The sequence below is a fragment of the Actinomadura rugatobispora genome (assembly GCF_055379765.1).
This window is the reverse complement of sequence record NZ_AP029191.1, coordinates 485377-507644: the sequence shown is the minus strand read 5'-3', so window position 1 is coordinate 507644 and position 22268 is coordinate 485377. Positions and strand designations below refer to the sequence as shown.

The following is a 22268-nucleotide window of genomic DNA, read 5'->3' as shown; positions in this document are numbered from 1 at the left end:
TCCCGGCCTAATGTCCGGACATGTGGAACCGGCCTGAATTCCTCAGCGCCGCACCCCCCGGCGCACCATTCCTCCCGGGCGCATCTTTCCGCCCCACATTTCTCAGGGCCGCGTTTATCCGGACGGCCCTCGCCGCCCTCCTCGCACCCGCCCTTTCCGCCTCCGCCTTTCTCCCGGCCGCTCCCGCGCACGCGGCGGCACCGTCCGCCGCGTGCGGGGACGTCACCGAACGGCCCTGGTGCCGCGCCTCGCTGCCGCCCGACCGGCGCGCGGCGCTGCTGCTGGCCGCCCTGACCCTGGACGAGAAGGCCGATCTGATGGCCGGGGACGAGTTCCTCGGCCAGGTCACCTCCGGCTGGGACCCGAACGCCCGGGCGGGCACGCTCAACGGAGTCCCGCGGCTGGGCGTCCCGGCGCTGCGGTTCAGCGGCGGCGACGCGGGCGTGCGGCAGGGCACCGCGACCGCGCTGCCCGCCCCGATCGCGCTCGCCGCCGCCTTCGACCCGGCCGCGGCCCGCCGCCACGGCGCCCTGGTCGGCGACGAGACGCGGCGGAAGGGGAGCGAGGTCACGCTCGGCCCGGCCCTTGACCTGATCCGCAATCCCCGGTTCGGGCGGTCGTTCGAGCAGTACGGCGAGGACCCGCACCTGACGGCGCGGCTCGGCGTGGAGTGGATCAGGGCGGCCCAGGCCCAGGGCGTGATGGCCTCGGCCAAGCACTTCGCCGCCTACAACCAGGAGGCCGACCGGTACACCGTGGACGCGGTGGTGGGGGACCGGGCGCTGCGCGAGATCTACCTGCCGCCGTTCGAGGCCGCCGTCCGGGAGGGCGGGGCCGCCACGGTCATGTGTGCTTACAACAAGGTCAACGGGGCCTGGAACTGCGAGAACCGCACGCTGCTCGGACGCGTCCTGCGGGAGGAGTGGCGCTTCCCCGGCATCGTCGTGTCCGATTGGATGACCCAGTTGTCCGGGACGGCCCCCGCCGCCCGCGCCGGGCTCGATCTGGAGATGCCGATCGGGCAGCGCTTCAACCCGCTGTCGGTGCGGGCCGAGATCGCCGCCGGACGGCTCGACCAGGCCACCCTCGACTCCCGGGTCCGGGCGATCCTGCGGACCATGTTCGCGTTCGGGGTCTTCGACCGGCCGCCGTACCCGAACGCCCCGGAGACCATCGACGTGCCCGCCCACCTGGCCGCCGCCCGCGAGCTGGCCGAGGAGGGCGTCACGCTGCTGAAGAACGACCGCGGCGTACTCCCCCTCGACCGGCCCGCGTCGATCGCGGTCATCGGATCGGCGGCGGACGCGTACGTGAGCGGCGGCGGCTCGTCCCAGGTCCTGGCGCGCTCGCCGGTGACGCCGCTCCAGGGGATCAGGGAGCGCGCCGCCCGCGCGGGGATCCGGGTGGACCACGACGCGGGCGCCGACCGGGCCCGCGCCGCCGCGCTCGCCCGCCGCGCCGACGTGGCGGTCGTGGTGGCGGCCGACGCCCGCACCGAGTTCGCCGACCAGTGGTGCCTGGCGCTGATCTGCGGCGACGCGCTGCGCGGCGACCAGGACGCCCTCATCGAGGCCGTGGCCACCGCCAACCCGGAGACGGTGGTGGTGCTGGAGAACGGCGGCCCCGTCCTGCTCCCGTGGGCCGGCCGGGTCGCGGGGATCGTCCAGGCGTGGTACCCCGGCGAGCAGGGCGGCAACGCGCTGGCGCGGGTGCTGTTCGGCGACGTCGACCCGGGCGGGCGGTCCCCGGTCACCTTCCCGGCCGCCGAACGCGACGCCCCGGCGTCCGGCGGTCCCGCCCAGTACCCGGGCCGCGACGGCAGCGTCCACTACTCCGAGGGAGTCCTCGTCGGCTACCGCCACTACGACGCCCGCCGCATCACACCGCGGTTCGCCTTCGGCCACGGCCTGTCCTACACCACGTTCGCGTTCGGCGGCCTCGCCGTCCACCGCGACCGCGTCGAGGTCACCGTGACCAACACCGGCGCCCGGCGCGGCACCGCCGTCCCCCAGCTGTACCTGGGCCTGCCCGGTACGGCCGAGGCGCCCCAGCCGCCCAGGCAGCTCAAGGGCTTCGCCAAGGTGAGACTGGACCCGGGGCAGAGCCGCCGCGTCACCATGCCCCTGAACGACCGGGCCTTCTCCTACTGGGACGAGACCGCCGGCGCATGGCGCGCTGCCCCGGGCTGCACGTCGGTCATGGTCGGCACCTCGTCCCGTGACATCGTCGCCACCGACCGCCTGTGCTGACCTCGCCGCAGCGGAATCGGCCGGATCGGGACGTTGCCACTGTGCGTCACATAGAGAGAGATGTCAGTCGGAAGCCGATACGGTCGTCGTACCGTAGTCGTCGGGGTTCGCGGGGGTACCCAGCATGGAGTCGAGGAGCAGGATCGCCGCGGGCGATCCCGCCGAGGCCGCCGCCGAGATCGAGCGGCTGCGCCGCGCCAACGACGCCCTGGTCGCCCGGGTCGCGGAGGCGGGCGAGCTGCCGCAGGGCGCCGAGGAGGCCCGCCGGGCGTTCCTGGACCGCGCCGAACTGGTCCGCCGCTGCGCCGACGAGCCGGTCACGGTCGGCGTGCTGGGCGTCCACAGCACCGGCAAGACGCTGCTGCTCAACATGCTGCTCGGCCGCCCCGACCTGCTGCCCAGCGGGTACGCGCCGACGACCGGGAACGTGACCGTCCTGCACCTGCGCCCGGCGGCCCCGGCCGACGGGGAGGTGGCGGAGTCGCGGCTCACCGGGGCCCGCGTGGAGTTCCTCAACGAGACCGACCTCGCGGGCTGCCTCGCCGCGCTCTTCGACGCGGTCCGCGACACCGCCCGCGGCTCGGGCAAACTCGACGACCGGGCCCTGGCCGAGCTGGACGGCCTGCTGCCCGAAGGCCCCGCCCGCTTCACCCCCGAGGGCTGGGGCGGGCTGGTGCGCTGGTTCGAGGAGCGCGGCTGGCCCACCGGGAGCACCGCGCTGCGGCTGCGGATCCTGGAGCTGCTGGCGTTCCGGTCCGCGTGCCTGGCCGGGCGGGAGGTGCTCGGCCGCGAGGAGCAGGTCGACTTCGCCACGCTCAGCGCCAGCGCGATCCGGCTCGACACCGACGTCCTGGAGACCGCCCGCGGCGACATGCCGCCCCGGCCCGGCCCCGGCCTGCCGATCCGGCCCGGCGGCCGGCTGACCGAGGAGGCGCTGGCGGAGGGGTTCGCGTTCGTCCGCCGCATCCACCTGGACGTGCTGGTGCCCGCCTCCGTGTGGGCGCTCGGGGACCTGGGCGCCGAGTCGGTGAGCCTGGTCGACTTCCCCGGGCTGGGCAGCCTGGCCTCCAAGGAACGCGACGCCTACCTCGCCGACCAGGAGATCGACCGGCTCACCTCGATCGTCATCATGCTGGACGCCGAGTCCCCCTACGACGAGGCGCCGCTCGGCCTGATCACCCGTTTCGAACGCACCCGCTCCGCCAAGCTGGCGCCGTCCTGCCTGGTGGTCGCCAACCGGCTGGACCGGCTGCCCGGCGGGCTGCACGGTGCCGAGGCGGCGCCCGACCCGCTGCGCACCGAGACGGTCCTCGGCCACTCCGACGCGCTGCGCACCCTGCTCGGCATCGCCGAGCAGGCCGTCACCCACGGCCACACCGACCGGATCACGCTGGCCTCCGCCCTCTACGCGCGGCTGCGCCTGGAGGGCGAGGCGTCCCCGGTCGAGGTGGGCAACGCCGCGACGACCCGGGCGTGCGCCGACGGCTGGCGGCGGCTGGCGCAGCGGCTCAACGCCGACGACCCGGGCCGCCCGCTCGGCGCCCTCCTGGAGGCCGCCGCGGCCGACGGCGGCATCGCCCGGCTTCGCGACACCATCGCCCGGCACGTCGGCGAGCACGGCATGCCGCTGCGGCTGGACCGGATGGCCCGCCTCGTCGCCGACCGCGCCGACGCGCAGCGCGACCTGGCCCGCGCGCTGCGCCCCGACGACCGCCGCCCCGCCGGCCGCCCCACCCCCGAGCAGCGGGAGCTGCGCCGCCTGCTCGTCCAGGTCGCCCGGAACGCGCGCGGCCTGCTGCAGAACGTGCGGCCCCAGATGGACCAGGCCGAGGGCGACGCGGGCCTGCGCGCGGCCGTGGAGGAACGCGTCGTCGGCGACGTCTTCCGCTGGCCCGAATGGCGGCAGCTGCTGGAGGCGGTGGAGCGCGGCGTCGTCCCGATCCGCCAGCTCGACCGGCGCGAGCTGCGCCCCAACGACACCGGCGAGCTGGAGAAGAGCTTCAGCGCCGCGCTGGAACGCCTGGAGTCGCAGATCGTCGACCTGGACCGGACGCTGCTGGACCGCTGGATCGCGGCGCGCGACGACGACGCCCACGACCTGCGCCGCCAGATCAGGACGCTGCTGGACGGCGCGGACGGCGCGGGCGACCCCGAGGCGCTGTCCTGGGTCGAGCCGTTCCTGGCGTTCGGCTGGGTGCGGCAGGACGTCGCGCACGCACGCCGCGCCGCCGCGGACGACGCGGACGGCTTGGACGGCGTCGACGGCGCGAGCGCGGCGAGCGGCGCGGACGGCGCGGACCGGCCGCCCGGCGAGAGCGCGCAGGTGCAGGAGTTCCCGCTCCGCCGCGAGCACGGCCTGCCCTGGCACCCGGACTACCCGGTCCCGCACGGCTGGCCCACCGACGAGCTGGAGCTGCGCCGCCACCAGATCCAGGTGATGGCGGTGCGCCGGGAACTGGTCAACGCGCTGACCCGCAAGGTGATGCTCCAGGCCGAACGGCGGCGCCGGGCGCTGGTCGACGACGTCCGCGCGGCGCTCGTCCGGCGGCTGGAGGCGCTGCCGGAGGGCGACTACGGGAGGCTGGCGGCCGAGGCGCTCGGCCAGTCGCGGCGCTCGGACGGCGCCGCGCTGGGCGCCCTCGCCGCCGCCCTTCTCGACGACCAGGGACAGGGGGATCTCTGATGCCGCTCATCGTGCGGATCGCGCCGCCGGCCGGAACGCCCGGCCAGTGGGGCGGCGGGCCGCTGGAACTGTACGAGCAGGCGGGCCGCTACCTGCTGCCCGACCTGCTGGTCACGCCGACGCACCCGCCGGTCTGGCTCACCGGCGTCGCCGCCGACCTGGAGGCCGGCAGCGGATCGCGGGTGCTGCGCGAGGTCGTCCGGAACGCCTACCGCGCCGCGCGGGTCCCGGCCGAGCCGCTGCACGCGCAGATCCGGGTGCCGGGCCCGTCGATCCCGGCGATGGACGTGGAGGCGGCCGGCGCGGTCCGGCTCGTCCTGGACGTGGTCTACCGGGGGCTGCCGGCGGCGGGCAAGGGCGACCCGGGGATCGAGATGTCCCAGCGGGTCGCGTGCGACGTGATCTTCCGGCCGTCGTCGTCGCGGACGCCGCCCGTCCCGCCGCCGCAGGCGCAGTCGGCGGCGCAGGCCCCGCCGCCCTACGCCCCGGCCTCGTACGCGCCGCCGCCGTCGGCCGTGCAGGAGTTCGCGGCGGTCCCCGGGCAGCCGGTCCCCGCCCCGCAGCACGCTCCTCCGCCACCGCGGCAGGCTCCCCAGCCGGCGGCGCAGCAGGCTCCCCAGCAGGCCGCCGAGCCCGTGGCGAACGAGGTCGGCACCGACCGGCACCACGGGTTCGCCGCGGTGGACCTGGGCACGAGCAACTCCACCGTCACGCTCCTGGACAGCGAGCTGGTGCAGCGCGTCGCCATGTCGTCCAACCAGCAGGAGGAGCTGCGCAACCGGCTCGTCGCGCTGCTGGAGTCGGTCCCGGGCGAACGGCATGACCCCTACGGCGACGCCGCCGACGAATGGCACGAGCTGCTCGCCGAGATCGCCGAGACCCTCCTGCCCGGCGACGGCGATTCCGCCGATCCGGTGCGGGACCTGGTGTCGGCGCTGCGCGCGCGCCGGTCCACCAGCGACGAGCTGCTGCACGAGATGCTGCGCCGCCTCGACCTCGACCTGCAGTTCGCCGGCGACCCGCTGCGGTCGTGGCTGGCGGTCGGGCTGCACCGCTGCTACGACGCGGCGTTCGCGGTCCCCGCCCTCGACACCCGCTCGCTCCACCAGATCGTGCTCGACCCCAACGAGGGCGACACCGTCCTGTCCAGCCGCGCCGAGGTCACCTCCGTCGACCCGCCGCGGGTGCGGCTCGGCCGCGCCACCGTCGACGTCCCCGAGGCCGACGGCGGCGGCGACGGCGACGGGGGCCCGCGGGTCTTCTACGGCGTCAAGTCCCGCTTCGACCGCCTCGACCAGGTCGAGACCACCCTCGACGGCCGTGACCTCACCGTCCGCGACCTGATCGGCGCCTCCTACGCCGACCTCATCGACCGCACCAACCGCCGCGAGCACCGCCGCCTGATGGATAGGCGGCCGATCGGCCGGGTCGTGGTCACCTACCCCGCGATGGCCTCGCTCAAGGTGCGCGGCGAGCTGCGCCCGATCGTGCGCGAGGCGCTGGGCGTCTCCACCGTCTACACCAGCTACGACGAGGCGGTCGGCGCGGCGTTCTTCTTCCTGATGAAGGACGTCGGGGCCCGCTCGGGCAGCGGCATCGAGGCGCTGCGGGCGCGCTGCCGCCCGCTGCCCGGCCGCCCCGGCCACTGGCAGCGCAACGTCCTGGTGGTCGACATCGGCGGCGGCACCACCGACATCGCGCTCATCACCTTCGTGCTCAGCGACGAGACACCGCCGCTGCCCGGCGGCGACCCGCGCTTCACCGGCCGCTACTACCGGATCGTCCCGACGCTGCGCGGCTCCAGCGGCCACGCCAACCTCGGCGGCAACCTCATCACGCTGCGCGTCTTCCACTGGCTCAAGCTGAAGCTGGCCGACGCGCTGCTCGCCCACGACTCCCAGCGGCTGGCCGCCTCCCTCCCCGACGACCTGCGCGGCCCCGACGGCCTCTACCTGGCCGGCAGCCTGCCCATGCACGTGGGCGACGAGCTGCCGCTGCCCGGCGAGATCACCGAGCTGGTCGAGGACATCGTCCCGACGCACTGGAAGCGGCACCCGCGCCGCCGCCGCGCCTTCGAGATGCTGTGGGACGAGGCCGAGAAGGCCAAGCGGGAGCTGGGCGCCGCCGGCGGATCCGGGTCGTACACCGTCTCCAAGGCCGTCCTCGGCCGGATCCTGCGCGCCCTCACCGACACGCGGGCGCGGATCCCCGAGCAGGGTGTGGACGAGCTGGTCCTGCAGAGCGCCCAGTTCGAGGACCTGGCCCGCCCGTCGGTGCGGCGCGTCGTCGAGCTGGCCAACGCGCTGGTCGAGGAGCGGTTCCGGGACCGCGACGAGCGGCTGGACGAGCTGATCCTCACCGGCAACGCCAGCGCGCTGCCGCTGGTGGAAGAGGAGTTCGCCGCCGGGTTCGGGGCCCGCCCCGGCGGCCACGAGACCTTCGCCTGGTCGGCGCACGACATCAAGGTCGAGCGGACGCTGCCGAAGAACGCCGCGTCCATCGGCGCGTGCTGGGCCGAGAGCCTGCGCCAGTTCGGCCACGACCAGCCCGCCAACGCCGCCGCCCGGCTGCGCGAGGACGACTCGGTCATCGACGTCGAGGTGGAGAACCTGTTCCGCGGGCTGCCCAGCTCGTTCGCGCTGGCCGGGCAGGACGGCCAGGAGCTGGTGGTGCTGTCGGCCGGGGACTCCCTCGACATCGTCGACGCCGACCACGGCACCCGCGTCCGCACCGACGGCACCGGGCCGCTGCTGCGCAGCTTCCAGATCATGCGGAAGGTGGAGGGCTCGGCGTCGCTGCGCTGGGGCTCGTTCAGCTACGAGAGCCGCCCGGGCGCCGAGGACCTCAGCGCCTCGGTGTGGCCGGCCGAGATCCGCACCACGCTGGACATGAGCCACGAGCTCACCCCCACCCTGCACCTGTGGCGCGGCGACCGGCCGCACTACGTCGTGGAGGGCGAGGCGTTCGGCAACGTCCACGACGTGCTGGCCAACATGGGCAGGGCCGCGGCGCGGGGCGAGGAGCCCGGGCCCCGCTTCCAGCTCGTGGTGGACACCCCGCCGGAGGAACCCGCGGGCGGATCGGTCGTCTTCGGCGACCTCGCGGTCGGGCCCGACGGCCGGATCTACCCGGCCGTGCTGCCCGACCGGTTCCGCGGCCGGGACGGCCGGGTGCGCGCCGGGCTGCTGTCGCCGCTGCCGCTGCGCCGCCCCCCGCGCAAGGGCGGGTGGACGTTCCACCTGCGCTTCAACGACAGCACCGACGTGGTGCGCGTCGGCGAGGGCGGGCCGCCGCCGGAGGCGCCCTACGTGGCGTGCTGGGTGTCCATCGACGAGGACGGGCTGCTGCGGCTGCACCCGGGCGGCCCCCCGTTCGTCCGCGCGGACGACCTGCCGCACGTCGAGCAGGACCCCGGCGCCGTGTTCAGCACCGAACTGGCCGAGCCCGCCCTGCAGCTCGACGAGGCGCGCGACCCGTTCAGCGGTGAGCAGTGAACGAACCCACCCCGGACACGACCGTCCCCGGGGACGACCTCGCCGCGTTCCGCGGCCTGCTCGCCACCCCCGACTCCGACCTTGCCGGGACGTTCCGCGACGGGCTGAGGCTGCTCGCGCGCGCCCTCGACCACACCGCCCTGCTCCATCCCGGCGACCCGGGCGCCGAGCCGTTCACGCGCGTGCGCGCCGTCCTGGGCGGCCTGCTCGACGACCCGGCCGAGCCCGTGCCCGCGGGACCCGCGCCGCCCCCGGCGGCCGTCGCGGAACCGGCCCCCGAACCGGCGCCCGATCCGGTCGCCGTCCTGCTCGACCGCTTCCACGCCGACCGGGCCGTCCGCGAGCACCTCGGCGACATCCGCCGCCAGGACGACCCCGCCCGGCAGTGGATCGCGTTCAACTGCGCGCTGCTGCGGCTGCCCCGCAAGACCGCCGAGTCATGGCGGGAGCAGGCGGCGCGGGCCGTCCCGGCGGCGCCGGACGCCCCCGCGCCCCTGCTGCTGCCCGCGCTCGACTCCGAGGAGGACCTGCTGCTGCCCTGGCCCGACCAGGGCATCCGCGGCGTCCGCACGGCCGTCGGCGCCGCCCCCGTCCCCGAAGTGGCCCAGGCCCTGGCCCCGGTCCCACCCCAGGACCCGACGGGCAAGGCCCTCACCGCGCTGGCCTCACAGGTCCTGGCCGTCGCCGAGCTCGACCCCGAGGCCCTCTACTTCGAAAGCCTCACCCCCCAGCCGCGCCCCCTCGCCCAGGCGTCCGCCCGAGCCGACCACACCAGGGAACTGCTCACCAGGCTCGCCGCGTACCCCGCCGCCCTCCGCGACGGGCCGTCGCGCGCGCTCGAAGCCCTCGTCGCGATCGACGAGGCCCTGTGCTCGGTCGCGCACCTGCCGCCCGCCGCCGACCCCGCCTCCTGGTGGAACGGCCTGGCGTCCCGCGCCCACGAACTGGTGTTCGCGCTCGCCGCCGGACTGCCGGGCCGGGCGCGGGTACGCGAACCGGCCCGCCGGTTCCGGGACGTCCGCGACCTCACCGAGGACGACGTCCCCATGGTCAGCCAGGCCCACCCCGGCCGGGTCATCTGGTGCCTGCGCCTCTACTCCGAGATCGACGGCGTCCCCCGCCGAGGCCGCGTCATCTACGGCGTAGATCGTTAACTCTGGGGCGCCCGGGGTCGCTCTTGGGAGTGAGGACAGGGGCGGCTCGGGAAAAGATACTTGGGGCCGTGTCGTTCTTCTCCCGGGTTGTGACGCGGGCCCAGACGTTGCCGCCCGTGGCCGTGGACGCGGTCATCGCGGTCGCGTGCCTGGCCAACGCGGTCATCCAGTCGATCGTGAACGAGCGGTTCTTCTGGTACATGCCGCTGGTGGCCGGGGCCGCGTCGGCGGCGCTGCTGTGGCGGCGCCGGTACCCGTTCTGGGTCACCCAGGTCGTCGGCGTCTGCACGATCGTGCAGGCGATGACGGGCGCGCTGGGCGATCTGCCGCCCGCGCAGCTGGTCGTCACCTACACCTTCGCGGCGCTGTGCCCGCCGAAGGAGCGGCTGATCGCCGCGGCGGGCACGTTCGTCGGCGTCATGCTGTCGGTCGGGGTGCCGCAGGAGAAGGTGCTCAACCTCGGCCTGGTCGGGATCGCGTTCACGGCGGCGTACGCCCTCGGCGTCGGCGCGCGGGCGCGGCGCGACCGGATCGCGATGCTGGAGGAACGGGCGGCGCGCCTCGCCGAGGGGCAGGTCGCCGCGGCCACCCGTGAGCGGGAGCGCATCGCGCGGGAGATGCACGACATCATGGCGCACTCCATGAGCATGGTCGTGATCCAGGCCGAGGCGGGGCCGGTCGCCGTGCGCACCGATCCCGACAAGGCGGAGGAGGTGTTCGACACCATCTCCGAGACGGCGCGGGAGGCGCTGGCGCAGTTGCGGCGGGCGCTGGGCGTGCTGCGCGCGGAGGAGGGCGGGGCATCCCGGCGGCCGCCGCCCGGCCTGGAAGCGCTGCCCGCCCTGGTGGACGACGTCCGGCACGCCGGGCTCGAGGCGACGCTGGAGGTGGACGGGGAGCCGCGGCCGGTCCCGTCCGACCTGGCCGTCACCGCGTACCGGATCGTGCAGGAGGCGCTGACGAACACGGTCAGGCACGCGGCGGCCGACCAGGTCCGGGTGCGGCTGAGCTGGCGGGACGGCGCGCTGGACGTGGAGGTCCGCGACGACGGGCGCGGCGCGTTCGGCGGGGGCGGCGGGGGCGCCGGGCTCGGGCTCGTGGGGATGCGGGAACGGGTGGCGGCCTCCGGCGGGGAACTGGCGGCCGGACCGGGCCCCGGCGGAGACGGCTACCGCGTGACGGCCAGCCTGCCGCTGGCCTAGATTGATCGCGTGCCGATCCGCGTCCTCATCGCCGACGACCAGGCGCTCGTGCGCGACGGTTTCGGCATGATCCTGTCCGCGCAGCCCGACCTGGAGGTGGTCGGCGAGGCCGCCGACGGCGCCGAGGCGATCCGGGCGGCGCGCGAGCTGCGGCCCGACGTGGTGCTGATGGACGTGCGCATGCCCAACGTCGACGGCATCGAGGCGACCGCCGCGGTCTGCCGCGACACCGCCGCCAGGGTGCTGGTCCTCACCACCTTCGACCTCGACGAGTACGTCTACGACGCGCTGCGGGCCGGGGCCAGCGGGTTCCTGCTGAAGGACATGCGGCGGGCCGAGCTGGTCGAGGCGGTGCGGGTGGTGGCCGGGGGAGAGGCGCTGCTCGCGCCCACCGTGACCCGCCGCCTGATCGCCGACGTGGTGGGACGGGGCGGGCGGCCCGCGGCGCCGCGTCCCGCCGACGACTCCCGGCTCGCCACGCTCACCGCCCGCGAGACCGACACCCTCCGGCAGGTGGCCCGGGGACTGTCGAACGCGGAGATCGCCCGCGAGCTGTACGTCACCGAGCACACCGTGAAGACCCACGTCAGCAGCCTGCTGAGCAAGCTGGGCCTGCGCGACCGCGTCCAGGCCGTGGTGCTGGCCTACGAGACGGGCCTGGTCCAGCCCGGCGAGAACGCGCCGCCCGCCCCCTCCTGAGAGTGAGGCCGGCCGCTCCTGAGAGCGGCCCGCAAGTCCGCTCCTGGCGGCGATTCGCCGGACGCGTCTCCGGCGGAGCATCGGAGCAGCCACGCAAGCGTAGGAGGCTGTCGTGATCCGTTCCGTTTCCGCATTCGCCGTCCGGCGGCCCTGGGTCGTCATCGTGCTCTGGGGCGCCGTCGTGTTCGCCGGCTTCGGCATCGGCGTCGGGGTGTTCGGCCGCCTGGTCGGCGACGTCGGCACCGTCCCCGGCAGCGAGTCCAGCCGCGCCGAGCAGCGCGTCGAGCGGCTCGCCCCCCGCCCCGAGAGCCTGACCGCCGTCATCACCGGGCGGCCCGCCGACGACCCGCGGCTGAACCGCGAGGTGTCGGCCGCGCTGGCCGCCGTCCGCGCGGTGCCGGGCGTCACCGGTGTCGAGGGGCCGCTGCCGTCGGCCACGACCGGTGCCGCGCTCCTCGTCGAGATCACCCTCGCGCCCGGCAAGGACGTCCAGGAACGGGCCGCCGAGGCCGCCGCCGAACGGCTGCGCGCGGTGGACGCCCGCGTCACCGTCGCGGGCGGGCCGCTGTCGGGCGCCGAGTTCGACGAGCAGGCCGGCCGCGACGTCGTCCGCGCCGAGCTGCTCAGCACCCCGGTCCTGCTGGTGCTGCTGCTGGTCGTGTTCGGCGGGCTGCTGGCCGCCGGGCTGCCGCTGCTGGTCGCCTTCGCCGGGGTCGGCTGCACCTTCGGGATCCTGTTCGCCTTCAGCGCCGTCACCGACATCTCCGTCTACTCCATCCAGATCACCACGATGCTGGCCGTGGGCCTGGCCGTCGACTACGCCCTGCTGATGGTCAACCGGTTCCGGGAGGAGCGGCAGGCCACGGCCGACGTGGGCGAGGCCGTGGCCCGCACGGTCGCCACCGCGGGACGGACCGTCATGTTCTCCGGCCTGACCGTGGCCGTCGCGCTGGCCGGGCTCGTCGTCTTCCCCGACCCGTTCCTGCGCTCGATGGGCCTGGCCGGCGCCGCCGTCGTCGTGGTCGACATGGCGGTCGCGCTGACGCTGCTGCCCGCGCTGCTGGGCCGGTTCGGGCACCGGATCTCCGCGTCCAGGCGCCGGGACGGCGGGCGCGGCGTGTTCGCGCGGGTCGCGGGCGCCGTGCAGCGGCGGCCCGTGCTGACCCTGGCCGTTTCGGGCCTCGTGCTGGTCACGCTGGCGCTGCCGCTGTTCGGGATGCGCATCTCCCAGGGCGACCCGCGGATGCTGCCGTCCTCGACCGAGACCCGGCAGATGTGGAACGGCCTGAACGCGCACTTCCCGGACCGGTCGGGCCGCGGCGGCGACATCCAGGTGATCGCGGACGCGCCGGTGAACGACCCCGGCGTCGAGCGGCTGCGCCGGACGCTCGCCGCCCGGCCGGGCGTCACCGACGTGCGCGCCGAGCAGATCGCGCCGCGCACCACCATCGTGCTGGCCACCCCGACCGGCTCGGCCGAGGGCCCGGCGGCCCGCCGCGCCGTCGAGGCCGTCCGCGACCTGCCCGCCCCGTTCCGCGTCCAGGTCACCGGGGACACCGCGGGCCTGATGGACTACCGGGCGATGCTCGCCGAACGCCTGCCCTGGGCCGTCGCGGTCGTGGCGCTGGGCACGCTGCTGCTGCTGTTCGCCTTCACCGGCTCGCTGATCCTGCCGGTCAAGGCCGTGCTGACCAACCTGCTGAGCATCGGCGCCGCGCTGGGCATCGTGGTCTGGGTGTTCCAGGACGGCCACCTCGCCGGCCTGGTCGGCGGCGAGGGCCTGGGATACGTGCACCTGACCGTCCCGGTGCTGATCGGCGCGATCGCGTTCGGGCTGTCGGTCGACTACGAGGTGTTCCTGCTGTCGCGGATCCGCGAGCGCTGGCTGGCCGGGGCGGGCCCGCGCGGCTCGGTCGCCGAGGGGCTGCAGCGCACCGGCGGCATCGTGACGGCGGCGGCCCTGCTCATCGGCATCGTGTTCGCCGGGTTCGTGGCCGGGGGCTTCGCGCCCATCAAGACGATCGGGCTGGGCCTGGTGCTGGCGGTGGCGCTGGACGCGACCGTCGTGCGGATGCTGATGGTCCCGGCCACCATGACGCTGCTGGGGCGGCGGAACTGGTGGCTGCCGCGGGCGCTGCGTCCCGTGCACGCCCGCCTGGCCCTGTCCGAGGCGCCCCCGCCGCGCGAGGCCCCGAACGCCGGGCCGGAGAAGGACGCGCTGGCCGCGCACTGACGAAAGGAAGAACGGCGGCGCCCCTCACTCCGGGGGGCGCCGCCGCCATGGTTAATGCCAATTCGGAAATGTCGGCTTTGTTTTGGTTACCTGCGAGTGTATTCGCAATCGAGACACCGTTCGTGCCATCGCGATCAATGGCGGCCACGTCGAACGGGCATGCAGGAATTCACCATGGACACCGCCTTCGTGGAAATCAGGGAGAGCCGCGCCGACCCTCTCCGGCTGGACGAGCTGACCGTGCGGCTGTACCGGGATCTGGCCGACCGCGACCTCCGGGTCCGGCGTCCCATGGGCGCCGCGCCCGAGGGGGCCAAGTCGGGGGCGGTGGCCGCGCTGGGCGCGCTCGTCGTCGCCCTGGGGGCCAGCCCGGTGGTCGCGGCGTTCGCCGAGGGCGTCTTCGCCTGGCTCGCGGCCCGCCCCGACCGGACCATCAAGGTCACGCGCGGGGCCGACTCCATCGAGATTTCCGACCCGTCCCCGGAGCAGGAACAGCAACTGATCGAATGGCTGACGCGGCATCCCGAAACCCGAGACGAGCTCTCCTGATCGCGTCGGATCGGTACTCCGACCCCGGACTCCAGCGGCTGCGCTCGCCGATGCAGGACGTGCACGAACTGGAGGCGGTCCTGGCCGACCAGGCCATCGGGGGCTTCTCCGTGCGGGTTCTGCGCAACGACCCGGCCCACCTGGTGATGGAGGCGATCGAAGACCACTTCGCCGACGCGGAGCCCGACGACGTCCTCCTGCTGTACTTCTCCTGCCACGGCTACAAGGACGAAGCGGGACGGTTCTACTTCGCGACCACGGGCACCCGCCTCGCCCGGCCGAACTCCACCGCCGTCCCGGCCGCCTACGTCAGCGACCAGCTCCGGCACAGCCGCTCCAGGAACATCGTGCTCCTGCTCGACTGCTGCCACAGCGGCGCCTTCACGCGCGGCATGGTCGCCCGCTCCGGCGGCAACGTGGACGTCGCCGAACGCCTCAGAGGATCGGGCTGCGCCGTGCTGTGCTCGTCCACGTCGCTGGAGTACTCCTTCGAGGTCGACCACGGCCGGGTGTCGGCGGGCCGGCCCACCGCCGGCGGGCCGCGCCCGTCCGTCTTCACCAGCGCCGTCATCCAAGGGCTGCGGACCGGCGAGGCGGATCTCAACGGCGACGGCCGGGTCACCATCGACGAGCTGTACGAGTACGCGTACGGGCGGATCCGGGAGACGACGTCGAACCAGACGCCGACCAAGTTCGTGGACGTGCGCGGCGAGCTGGTGGTCGCCTCCAGCCCGCGCGGGGCCCGGCCCCGGCCGATCCCCGAGGAGGTGCTCTCCGCGGCCGGCAGCCTGCTGACCGGGTCCCGCCTGGAGGCGGTGAACGCCCTGTGGCGTCTCGCCCGCGACGGCCTCCCGGCGGGGGCCACGGCCCTCGAACGCCTGGTGGCCATGCAGCACGACGACAGCCGGCAGGTCTCCGCGAGGGCCCGCGAAGCGGTGGAGGACGTCCGGCGCCATGCCACCTGGCCGCCCCTTCCGCAGCCGCCCGTTCCCCGCCCGCCCGTTCCGCAGCCGTTCGTCCCGCCGCAGCGTGCTCCGCTGCCTCCGCACCGCGCCGGGCCGGTTCTCCCGCCGGTGGGAACGGCGCCGCATCCCGCCGCGCGGGAAGGACTCGGCCCGGCGGCGGCCGCCTACTTCCTGCCGTTCTTCCTCGGCCTGGTGCTGGTCAGGGCGAGGACCGGCCTGGCAAGGTTCCACGCGTGGCAGTGCGTTGCGATCGACGTGCTGACGGTCCTCTACACCGTCGTCGGCACGATGGTCGGCGTCGGCTACGGCTTGGTCCGGTACGGCAATGAACCGATGCCCGAGAACGACATCGTCCTGAACGTCTTCACGGCCGGGTTCCTGCTGCTGCCGATCGTGCTGAGGGGGTACTGCCTTGTCGCCCTGGCGATGGGCAGACCGGCGCGGATCGCGGTCCTCGCGCCCGTCGCGGCGCGGCTGGCGGGACGCCGGTCCCGGCGCACCGCGTGAGGATGCCGGGTTGGGGGATCGCGTGGCGATTTAGCTTAGGCTAGCCTAAATCTGTGCTGACGTCCGTGCGGAAAGCCCCCCCGAGCGACCGCCCGCCGCCCGTGCGGAGCGGGATCCGCGCCGGCCGGTGGGCCGGGCTGCTCGTGCTGGCGGGACTGCTCGTGGTCGCGGTGACGGCGAGCTTCGCGATCGGGGCGCAGCGGATCCCGCCGGGTGAGGTGTTCGGCGCGCTGTTCGCGCCGGACGGCTCGGAGCACGCGCTGATCGTGCGCGAGCTGCGGCTGCCGCGGACGCTGCTCGGCGTGGCGGTGGGCGGCGCGCTTGGGCTGGCCGGGGCGCTGATGCAGGCGCTGACCCGCAACCCGCTCGCCGAGCCGGGGCTGCTGGGCGTCAACGGCGGTGCCGCGCTGGCCGTGGTGACGGTCATGAGCCTGGTCCGCACGGACGAGGTGATGGTCTACGTGTGGGCCGCGCTCGCCGGTGCGGCCGGGGCGTGGGTGCTGGTCTACCTGATCGGCGCGCACGGCCGGGGCGGGGCCTCGCCCGGGCGGCTGGTGCTGGCGGGCGCGGCGATCAACGCGGTGTTCACCGCGCTGACGGCCGGGCTGATGCTGATGAGCCCGCGCACGTTCAACGGGTTCCGGTTCTGGCAGGTGGGCTCGCTGTCGGGACGCGATCTGGGGGTCTTCGTCAAGGTGCTGCCGTTCCTGCTGGTGGGAACGGTCCTGGCGCTGTCGCTCGCGCGGGCGCTCAACGCGCTGGACCTCGGCGAGGAGTCCGCGCAGGCGCTCGGCGTGCGGCCGGGGCGCACGCGCGCGCTGGGCGCGGTCGCGGTGGTGGTGCTGTGCGGTTCGGCGACCGCGGCGGTGGGGCCGATCGCGTTCCTGGGGCTGGCGGTGCCGTTCGTCGTGCGGGCGTGGGTCGGGCCCGACCAGCGGTGGGTGCTGCCGTACTCGCTGCTGCTGGCGCCGGTGCTGATGCTGGGCGCGGACGTGGTGGGACGCGTCGTGACGCCGGGCGAGCTGGAGACGGGGCTGGTCACCGCGTTCCTGGGCGCGCCGATCTTCATGCTGATGGTGCGGCGCGGAGGGATGCGGAAACTATGAAGGCGCTGGGTGCCTCGGCGGGGCCGCGCATGGACAAGGGGTCCGGCCGGGTGGTGCGCGCCGGGAGCGTGTCGGTGCGATTCGATCCGCGGATCGCCGCGGTGAGCGCCGCGCTGCTGGCCGTGGCCTGCGGCGCCGCGGTCTTCGTGGTGGGGACGGGCGACTTCCCCATCTCCCCGGCCGAGGTCGTCCAGGTGCTGGTCGGTCAGGGCGACAAGGCCACCGAGTTCATCGTCACGAAGCTGCGGCTGCCGCGGGCTGTGGTGGGGCTGCTGGCGGGGCTGGCGCTGGGCATGAGCGGGGCCGTCTTCCAGAGCATGTCGCGCAACCCGCTGGGCAGTCCCGACCTCATCGGGTTCACGACGGGGTCGGCGACCGGGGCGCTGCTGCAGATCCTGGTGTTCGGCGGCGGGTTCGTGGCCATCGCGGCCAGCTCGGTGCTGGGCGCGGTGGTGACCGCGCTGGCGGTGTACCTGATCGCCTACAAGGGCGGCGGTGTGCACGGCATGCGGCTGGTGCTCGTCGGGGTCGGGGCCGCCGCGATGCTGGAGGCGTTCAACTCCTACCTCATCACCCGGGCCGAGCTGCGCGACGCGTACGAGGCGGCGTTCTGGCTGACCGGCAGCCTGAACGGGCGGGGCTGGGACCAGGCCGTGCCGCTGGCCCTGGCGCTGCTGGTGCTGGTCCCGATGGCGCTGCTGTTCGCGCGCCAGCTGGGGATGGGGGAGCTGGGCGACGAGGCGGCGCAGGCGCTGGGCGTGCCGGTGCAGCGGGCGCGGGCGATGCTCGTGGTCGCCGGGGTGGGGCTGTGCGCGGCGGCGACGGCGTCGGTCGGCCCGGTCCCGTTCGTCGCGCTGGCCGCGCCGCAGCTGGTGCGCCGGCTGACCCGGCGCACCGGGCCGCACCTGCTGTCCGCCGGTCTGATGGGCGCCGCGCTGCTGGTGTGCGGCGACCTGGTCTCACTGCGGCTGCCCGTGGCGCTGCCGGTCGGCGTGGTGACCGGCGTGCTGGGCGGCCTGTATCTGGTCTGGTTGCTGTCCACGAAGGGACGGAGGGGTATGCCGTGAACGGAGTGAACTTGAAAACACGGCAGCGGAGCTCACGCATGGCCGAGCCGCTAGGCGAGGCAGCCACCGAGCCGCTAGGCGAGGTGGCCGCGTGAGCAGACTGAGGGCGGAGGGCCTGACGCTGGCGTACGAGCAGCGTGTGGTGGCCGAGGGGCTGGGGGTGGAGATCCCCGACGGGTCGTTCACGGTCATCGTGGGCCCGAACGCGTGCGGCAAGTCGACGCTGCTGCGCTCGCTGGCCCGGCTGCTGAAGCCGAAGGCGGGCACGGTCTTCCTGGACGACGCGCCGATCGCCTCGCTGCACGGCAAGGAGGTCGCGCGGCGGCTGGGGCTGCTGCCGCAGTCGCCGATCACGCCGGACGGCATCACGGTGGCCGATCTGGTGGCGCGCGGCCGGTACCCGTACCAGGGGCTGCTGCGCCAGTGGTCGCGGGCCGACGAGCGCGCGGTGAACGAGGCGATGGACGCGGTCGGGGTCGCCGACCTGGCCGGCCGGGTGGTGGACGAGCTGTCGGGCGGCCAGCGGCAGCGGGTGTGGCTGGCGCTGGTGCTGGCGCAGCAGACGCCCATCATGCTGCTGGACGAGCCCACGACGTTCCTGGACATCGCGCACCAGATCGAGGTGCTCGACCTGTGCTCGCGGCTGCACGAGGAGGGCCGCACGCTGGTGGCGGTGCTGCACGACCTCAACCACGCGTGCCGGTACGCGACGCATCTGGTGGCGATGCGCGGCGGCGAGATCATCGACCAGGGCCGTCCGGAGGAGGTGGTGACGGCGGATCTGGTGGAGCGGGTGTTCGGGCTGCCGTGCCAGGTCATCGACGATCCGGAGTGCGGGACGCCGCTGATCGTGCCGGTGGACCGGCGGCGCGCGGACCGTCCGCGGGGGGCCGTGCCGGCGTCGGCGACGTTGACGGTCAAGGGCGCTTGATTTAGGTTAGCCTTACCTAAATTTCAAGAGGAGTGCCGTGCTGACCTGGGACGAACTGCACACCGCGCTGACCGAGGTGCTGGGCGAGGAGGCCCGGCCCGACGACAACCTCATCGAGCTGGGCATGGACTCGATCCGTCTCATGGGGCTGACCGGGCGGCTGCGCAAGCGCGGCGTCGAGGTGCGCTTCGCCGAGCTGGCCGAACGGCCCACCCTGAACCAGTGGTGGGAACTCCTCGAAGAGCGCGGCGCCGTCGAGCCCAAACCGGCCGCTGCCGAGCCCGAGCCCGAGACCGAGGTCGGCGCCGAGGCGTTCCCGCTGGCGTTGATGCAGCACGCGTACTGGATCGGCCGCGATGCCGGGCAGGCGCTCGGGTCGGTCGCCGCGCACCTCTACGTCGAGCTCGACGGCCGCGAGATCGACCCGACCCGGTTCGAGGCGGCCGTGCGCGCGTTGGTGGAGCGGCATCCGATGCTGCGCGTGGCGGTGTCGGACGACGGCACGCAGCGCGTCCTGCCCGAACGTCCCGGCCCCGCCATCGCCGTGCACGACCTGCGCGACGCGGGCGACGGCGGCGCGGCGGCGGAACTTGAGCGGGTGCGCGCGGAGATGTCCGTGCAGCGCCTCCCGATCGAGGACGGCCGGGTCTTCGACGCCCGGCTCAGCCTGCTGCCCGGCGGCGCCGCCCGGCTGCACCTCGACGTCGACATGGTCGCCGCGGACGCGATGAGCTACCGCACCCTGCTGGCCGACCTCGCCGCGCTGTACGAGGGCGAGTCGCTCGATCCCGTCACCTACACCTACGCGCGCTACCTCGCGGCCGACCCGCGCGCCGAGGCCCGCGAGCGCGACCGCGAGTGGTGGGCCGGACGGCTCGCCGACCTGCCCGGCCCGCCCGAGCTGCCGGTCGTGCCCGAGCCCGGCGACCGGGTGGTGCGGATGCACCACTGGCTGTCCCCGGACGACAAGGACCGGCTCATCGCCCGCGCGCACGGCGAGGGCGTCACCCCCGCGATGGCGCTGGCCGCGGTGTTCGCCGAGGTCATCGGGGCCTGGTCGGCCACGCCGCGGTTCCTGCTGAACCTGCCGCTGTTCCACCGCGAGCCGGTGCACCCCGAGGTGGACCAGGTGGTCGGCGACTTCACCGGGTCGATCATGCTGGAGGTCGACCTCACCGCGGAGCTGCCGTTCGTCGAGCGGGCGCGGGCCGTCCAGGCGCGGCTGCACACCGCGGGCGCGCACAGCGACTACTCCGGCCTGGAGGTGCTGCGCGACCTGTCGCGGGTGCGCGGCGAGCAGGTCCTCGCCCCGATCGTCTACACCAGTGCGCTCAACCTCGGCGAGCTGTTCGGCGAGCGGGTCCGGCGCAGCTTCGGCGAACCGGAGTGGATCGTCTCGCAGGGCCCGCAGGTGCTGCTGGACGCGCAGGTGACCGAGGTGTCGGGCGGGCTGCTGCTCAACTGGGACGTGCGCGATCCCGCCTTCCCCGACGGCGTCGCCGAGACGATGTTCGCCGCCTACACCCGCGAGATCACCCGGCTGGGTGCGCCGGACGCCGACTGGAACGAGCCGCTGCGGATCGCCGCGACGCCGGAGCAGCTGCGCGTCCGGCACGGGCTCAACGCCACCGAGGCCCCGCCCGCGCGCACCCTCACCGAGGGCTTCTTCGGGCACGCCGCCGCCACCCCGGACGCGCCCGCGCTGCGCTGGGGCCTGGACGGCACCCTGACCTACGGCGAGCTGGCCGACCGGGCGCTGCGCGTCGCCGCGCGGCTGGTGGAGCGCGGCGTGCGCCCCGGCGACCGCGTGTCGGTGGAGCTGCCCAAGGGGCCGGAGCAGGCCGTCGCGGTGCTCGGCGTGCTGGCGGCGGGGGCCGCGTACGTCCCCATCGGCCCCGAGCAGCCCGCCGCCCGCCGCGAGCGGATCCGCAAGCGCGCGGGCGTGACCGTCCCGCTGACCTCCGTGGAGACCGGCGACGCCGCGCCGCTGGACCTGCCGGTGCGGATCCGTCCCGGCCAGGTCGCCTACGTGCTGTTCACCTCCGGGTCGACGGGCGAGCCCAAGGGCGTGGAGGTGTCGCACGGCGCCGCGATGAACACCATCGGCGACCTGGTGGAGCGGTTCGCGCTCGGCGCGTCCGACACCACCCTCGGGGTGTCCGCGCTGGACTTCGACCTGTCGGTGTTCGACCTGTTCGCGCCCTGGGCGTCGGGCGGCGCGGTGGCGCTGCCCGAGCAGGACGACCGGCGCGACGCCGCGCGCTGGGCCGAGCTCGCCGGGCGCTGGTCGGTGACCGTGCTCAACTGCGTGCCGTCGGTGCTGGAGATGCTGCTGGCGACCGGGCCGGTGCCCTCTCTGCGGCTGGTGCTGCTGGGCGGCGACTGGGTCGGCGCGCACCTGCCCGGCCTGCTGCGCGAGCGCGCCCCCGGGGCCCGGTTCGTCGCGCTGGGCGGCACGACCGAGACCGCGATCCACTCCACCGTGCTCGAAGTCGAGGACGCGCGCGTGCCCGAGGGCCGGCACGCGATCCCATACGGCGTGCCGCTGCGCGGCGTCGCCTGCCGGGTGGTGGACGAGCTGGGCCGGGACCGTCCCGACTGGGTCGCCGGCGAGCTGTGGATCGGCGGCGGGGGCGTCGCCGACGGCTACACCGGCGACCCCGAGCGCACCGCCGACCGGTTCGTGGAGCACGAGGGCACCCGCTGGTACCGCACCGGCGACCTGGGCCGCTACTGGCCCGACGGCACGATCGAGTTCCTCGGCCGCCGCGACCACCAGGTCAAGGTGCGCGGCTTCCGCATCGAGCTCGGCGAGGTCGAGGCCGCGCTGGAGAGCCATCCGGAGGTGGGCCGCGCGGTCGGCCTGCTGGCCGCCGGGCGGCTGGCCGCCGCCGTCACCGGCCCGGACGCCGGCGGCGTCGAGGGGCTGCTCGCCCACGCGCGCGAGCTGCTGCCGCCGCACATGGTGCCCGAGCTGGTCGTCCCGCTGGCCGAGCTGCCGCTCACCGCCAACGGCAAGGTCGACCGCAAGGCGCTGACCGCCCTGGCCGCCGAGGCGGGCGGCGAGGGCGGCCGGGCCTACACCGCGCCGCGCACCGGGGTGGAGAAGGTGCTGGCCCGCGTCGTCGCCGGCGTGCTCGGGGTGGAGCGCGTCGGCGCCGACGACGACTTCTTCGCCCTGGGCGGCGACTCGGTGCTGGCCACGTCCGTCATCGCGCGGCTGCGCGAGGCCCTCGACACCACGTCCCTGCCGGTCCGCGTGGTGTTCAACCAGCGGACCGTGGCGGGGATCGCGCGCCGCTTCACCGAGCTCGAGGAGAGCCCCGGCCGGCTGGAGGCCGTCGCGGAGATCTGGCTCATGGTGGAGGGCATGTCCGAGGACGAGGTGTCCGAGCGGCTCGCCCGCTCGTAACGCTCCGGTCCGGCCGC

13 protein-coding genes are annotated in these 22268 nt (G+C 75.0%); all 13 read left to right on the top strand.

What is annotated here, in order from left to right:
- Window positions 1-317 precede the first annotated feature (317 nt).
- The 13 genes from ACZ466_RS01960 (at window position 318) to ACZ466_RS01900 (ending at window position 22251) form a co-directional block, all read left to right on the top strand.
- Window positions 318-2249 (top strand): beta-glucosidase, encoded by a 1932-nt coding sequence (locus ACZ466_RS01960; RefSeq protein ID WP_464042722.1) that lies wholly within the window; start codon window positions 318-320, stop codon window positions 2247-2249.
- 124 nt (window positions 2250-2373) lie between these two features.
- Window positions 2374-4932 (top strand): hypothetical protein, encoded by a 2559-nt coding sequence (locus ACZ466_RS01955; protein WP_378287775.1) that lies wholly within the window; start codon window positions 2374-2376, stop codon window positions 4930-4932.
- Entirely contained in the window at window positions 4932-8426 is a 3495-nt protein-coding gene (locus ACZ466_RS01950) for a hypothetical protein (protein WP_378287774.1), read from the top strand. Before ACZ466_RS01955 ends, ACZ466_RS01950 begins: the two co-directional genes overlap by 1 nt.
- Window positions 8423-9580, top strand: a complete 1158-nt coding sequence (locus tag ACZ466_RS01945) for a hypothetical protein (protein ID WP_378287773.1) — start codon at window positions 8423-8425, stop codon at window positions 9578-9580. Before ACZ466_RS01950 ends, ACZ466_RS01945 begins: the two co-directional genes overlap by 4 nt.
- 116 nt (window positions 9581-9696) lie before the next feature.
- Window positions 9697-10782, top strand: a complete 1086-nt coding sequence (locus tag ACZ466_RS01940; RefSeq protein ID WP_464042719.1) for a sensor histidine kinase — start codon at window positions 9697-9699, stop codon at window positions 10780-10782.
- A 9-nt stretch (window positions 10783-10791) separates the two neighbouring features.
- On the top strand, window positions 10792-11481 hold the full coding sequence (locus ACZ466_RS01935; RefSeq protein WP_464042717.1) for a response regulator: 690 nt from the start codon (window positions 10792-10794) through the stop codon (window positions 11479-11481).
- Window positions 11482-11593: 112 nt separating this feature from the next.
- Window positions 11594-13714: an MMPL family transporter gene (locus ACZ466_RS01930; protein WP_378287770.1), complete on the top strand. Its 2121-nt coding sequence runs from the start codon at window positions 11594-11596 to the stop codon at window positions 13712-13714.
- A 174-nt stretch (window positions 13715-13888) separates the two neighbouring features.
- Window positions 13889-14263, top strand: a complete 375-nt coding sequence (locus tag ACZ466_RS01925) for an effector-associated constant component EACC1 (protein WP_378287769.1) — start codon at window positions 13889-13891, stop codon at window positions 14261-14263.
- Entirely contained in the window at window positions 14221-15735 is a 1515-nt protein-coding gene (locus ACZ466_RS01920; RefSeq protein ID WP_378287768.1) for a caspase family protein, read from the top strand. Before ACZ466_RS01925 ends, ACZ466_RS01920 begins: the two co-directional genes overlap by 43 nt.
- Before the next feature lie 65 nt (window positions 15736-15800).
- On the top strand, window positions 15801-16841 hold the full coding sequence (locus ACZ466_RS01915; protein WP_378287767.1) for a FecCD family ABC transporter permease: 1041 nt from the start codon (window positions 15801-15803) through the stop codon (window positions 16839-16841).
- On the top strand, window positions 16838-17908 hold the full coding sequence (locus tag ACZ466_RS01910; RefSeq protein ID WP_378287766.1) for a FecCD family ABC transporter permease: 1071 nt from the start codon (window positions 16838-16840) through the stop codon (window positions 17906-17908). The genes ACZ466_RS01915 and ACZ466_RS01910 overlap by 4 nt, the downstream gene beginning before the upstream one ends.
- Before the next feature lie 91 nt (window positions 17909-17999).
- A complete protein-coding gene (locus ACZ466_RS01905) occupies window positions 18000-18839 on the top strand; it encodes an ABC transporter ATP-binding protein (protein ID WP_378287765.1) in 840 nt (279 codons plus the stop codon).
- A gap of 37 nt (window positions 18840-18876) precedes the next feature.
- Window positions 18877-22251: a non-ribosomal peptide synthetase gene (locus ACZ466_RS01900; protein WP_378287764.1), complete on the top strand. Its 3375-nt coding sequence runs from the start codon at window positions 18877-18879 to the stop codon at window positions 22249-22251.
- Window positions 22252-22268: the final 17 nt, after the last annotated feature.

Bases quoted from the DNA above. Each gene is read 5' to 3' on its own strand.
- ACZ466_RS01920 (WP_378287768.1), top strand. From the start codon at position 14,221: ATGGCTGACGCGGCATCCCGAAACCCGAGACGAGCTCTCCTGATCGCG.
- ACZ466_RS01925 (WP_378287769.1), top strand. From the start codon at position 13,889: ATGGACACCGCCTTCGTGGAAATCAGGGAGAGCCGCGCCGACCCTCTC.
- ACZ466_RS01955 (WP_378287775.1), top strand. From the start codon at position 2,374: ATGGAGTCGAGGAGCAGGATCGCCGCGGGCGATCCCGCCGAGGCCGCC.
- ACZ466_RS01910 (WP_378287766.1), top strand. From the start codon at position 16,838: ATGAAGGCGCTGGGTGCCTCGGCGGGGCCGCGCATGGACAAGGGGTCC.
- ACZ466_RS01960 (WP_464042722.1), top strand. From the start codon at position 318: ATGGCCGGGGACGAGTTCCTCGGCCAGGTCACCTCCGGCTGGGACCCG.
- ACZ466_RS01950 (WP_378287774.1), top strand. From the start codon at position 4,932: ATGCCGCTCATCGTGCGGATCGCGCCGCCGGCCGGAACGCCCGGCCAG.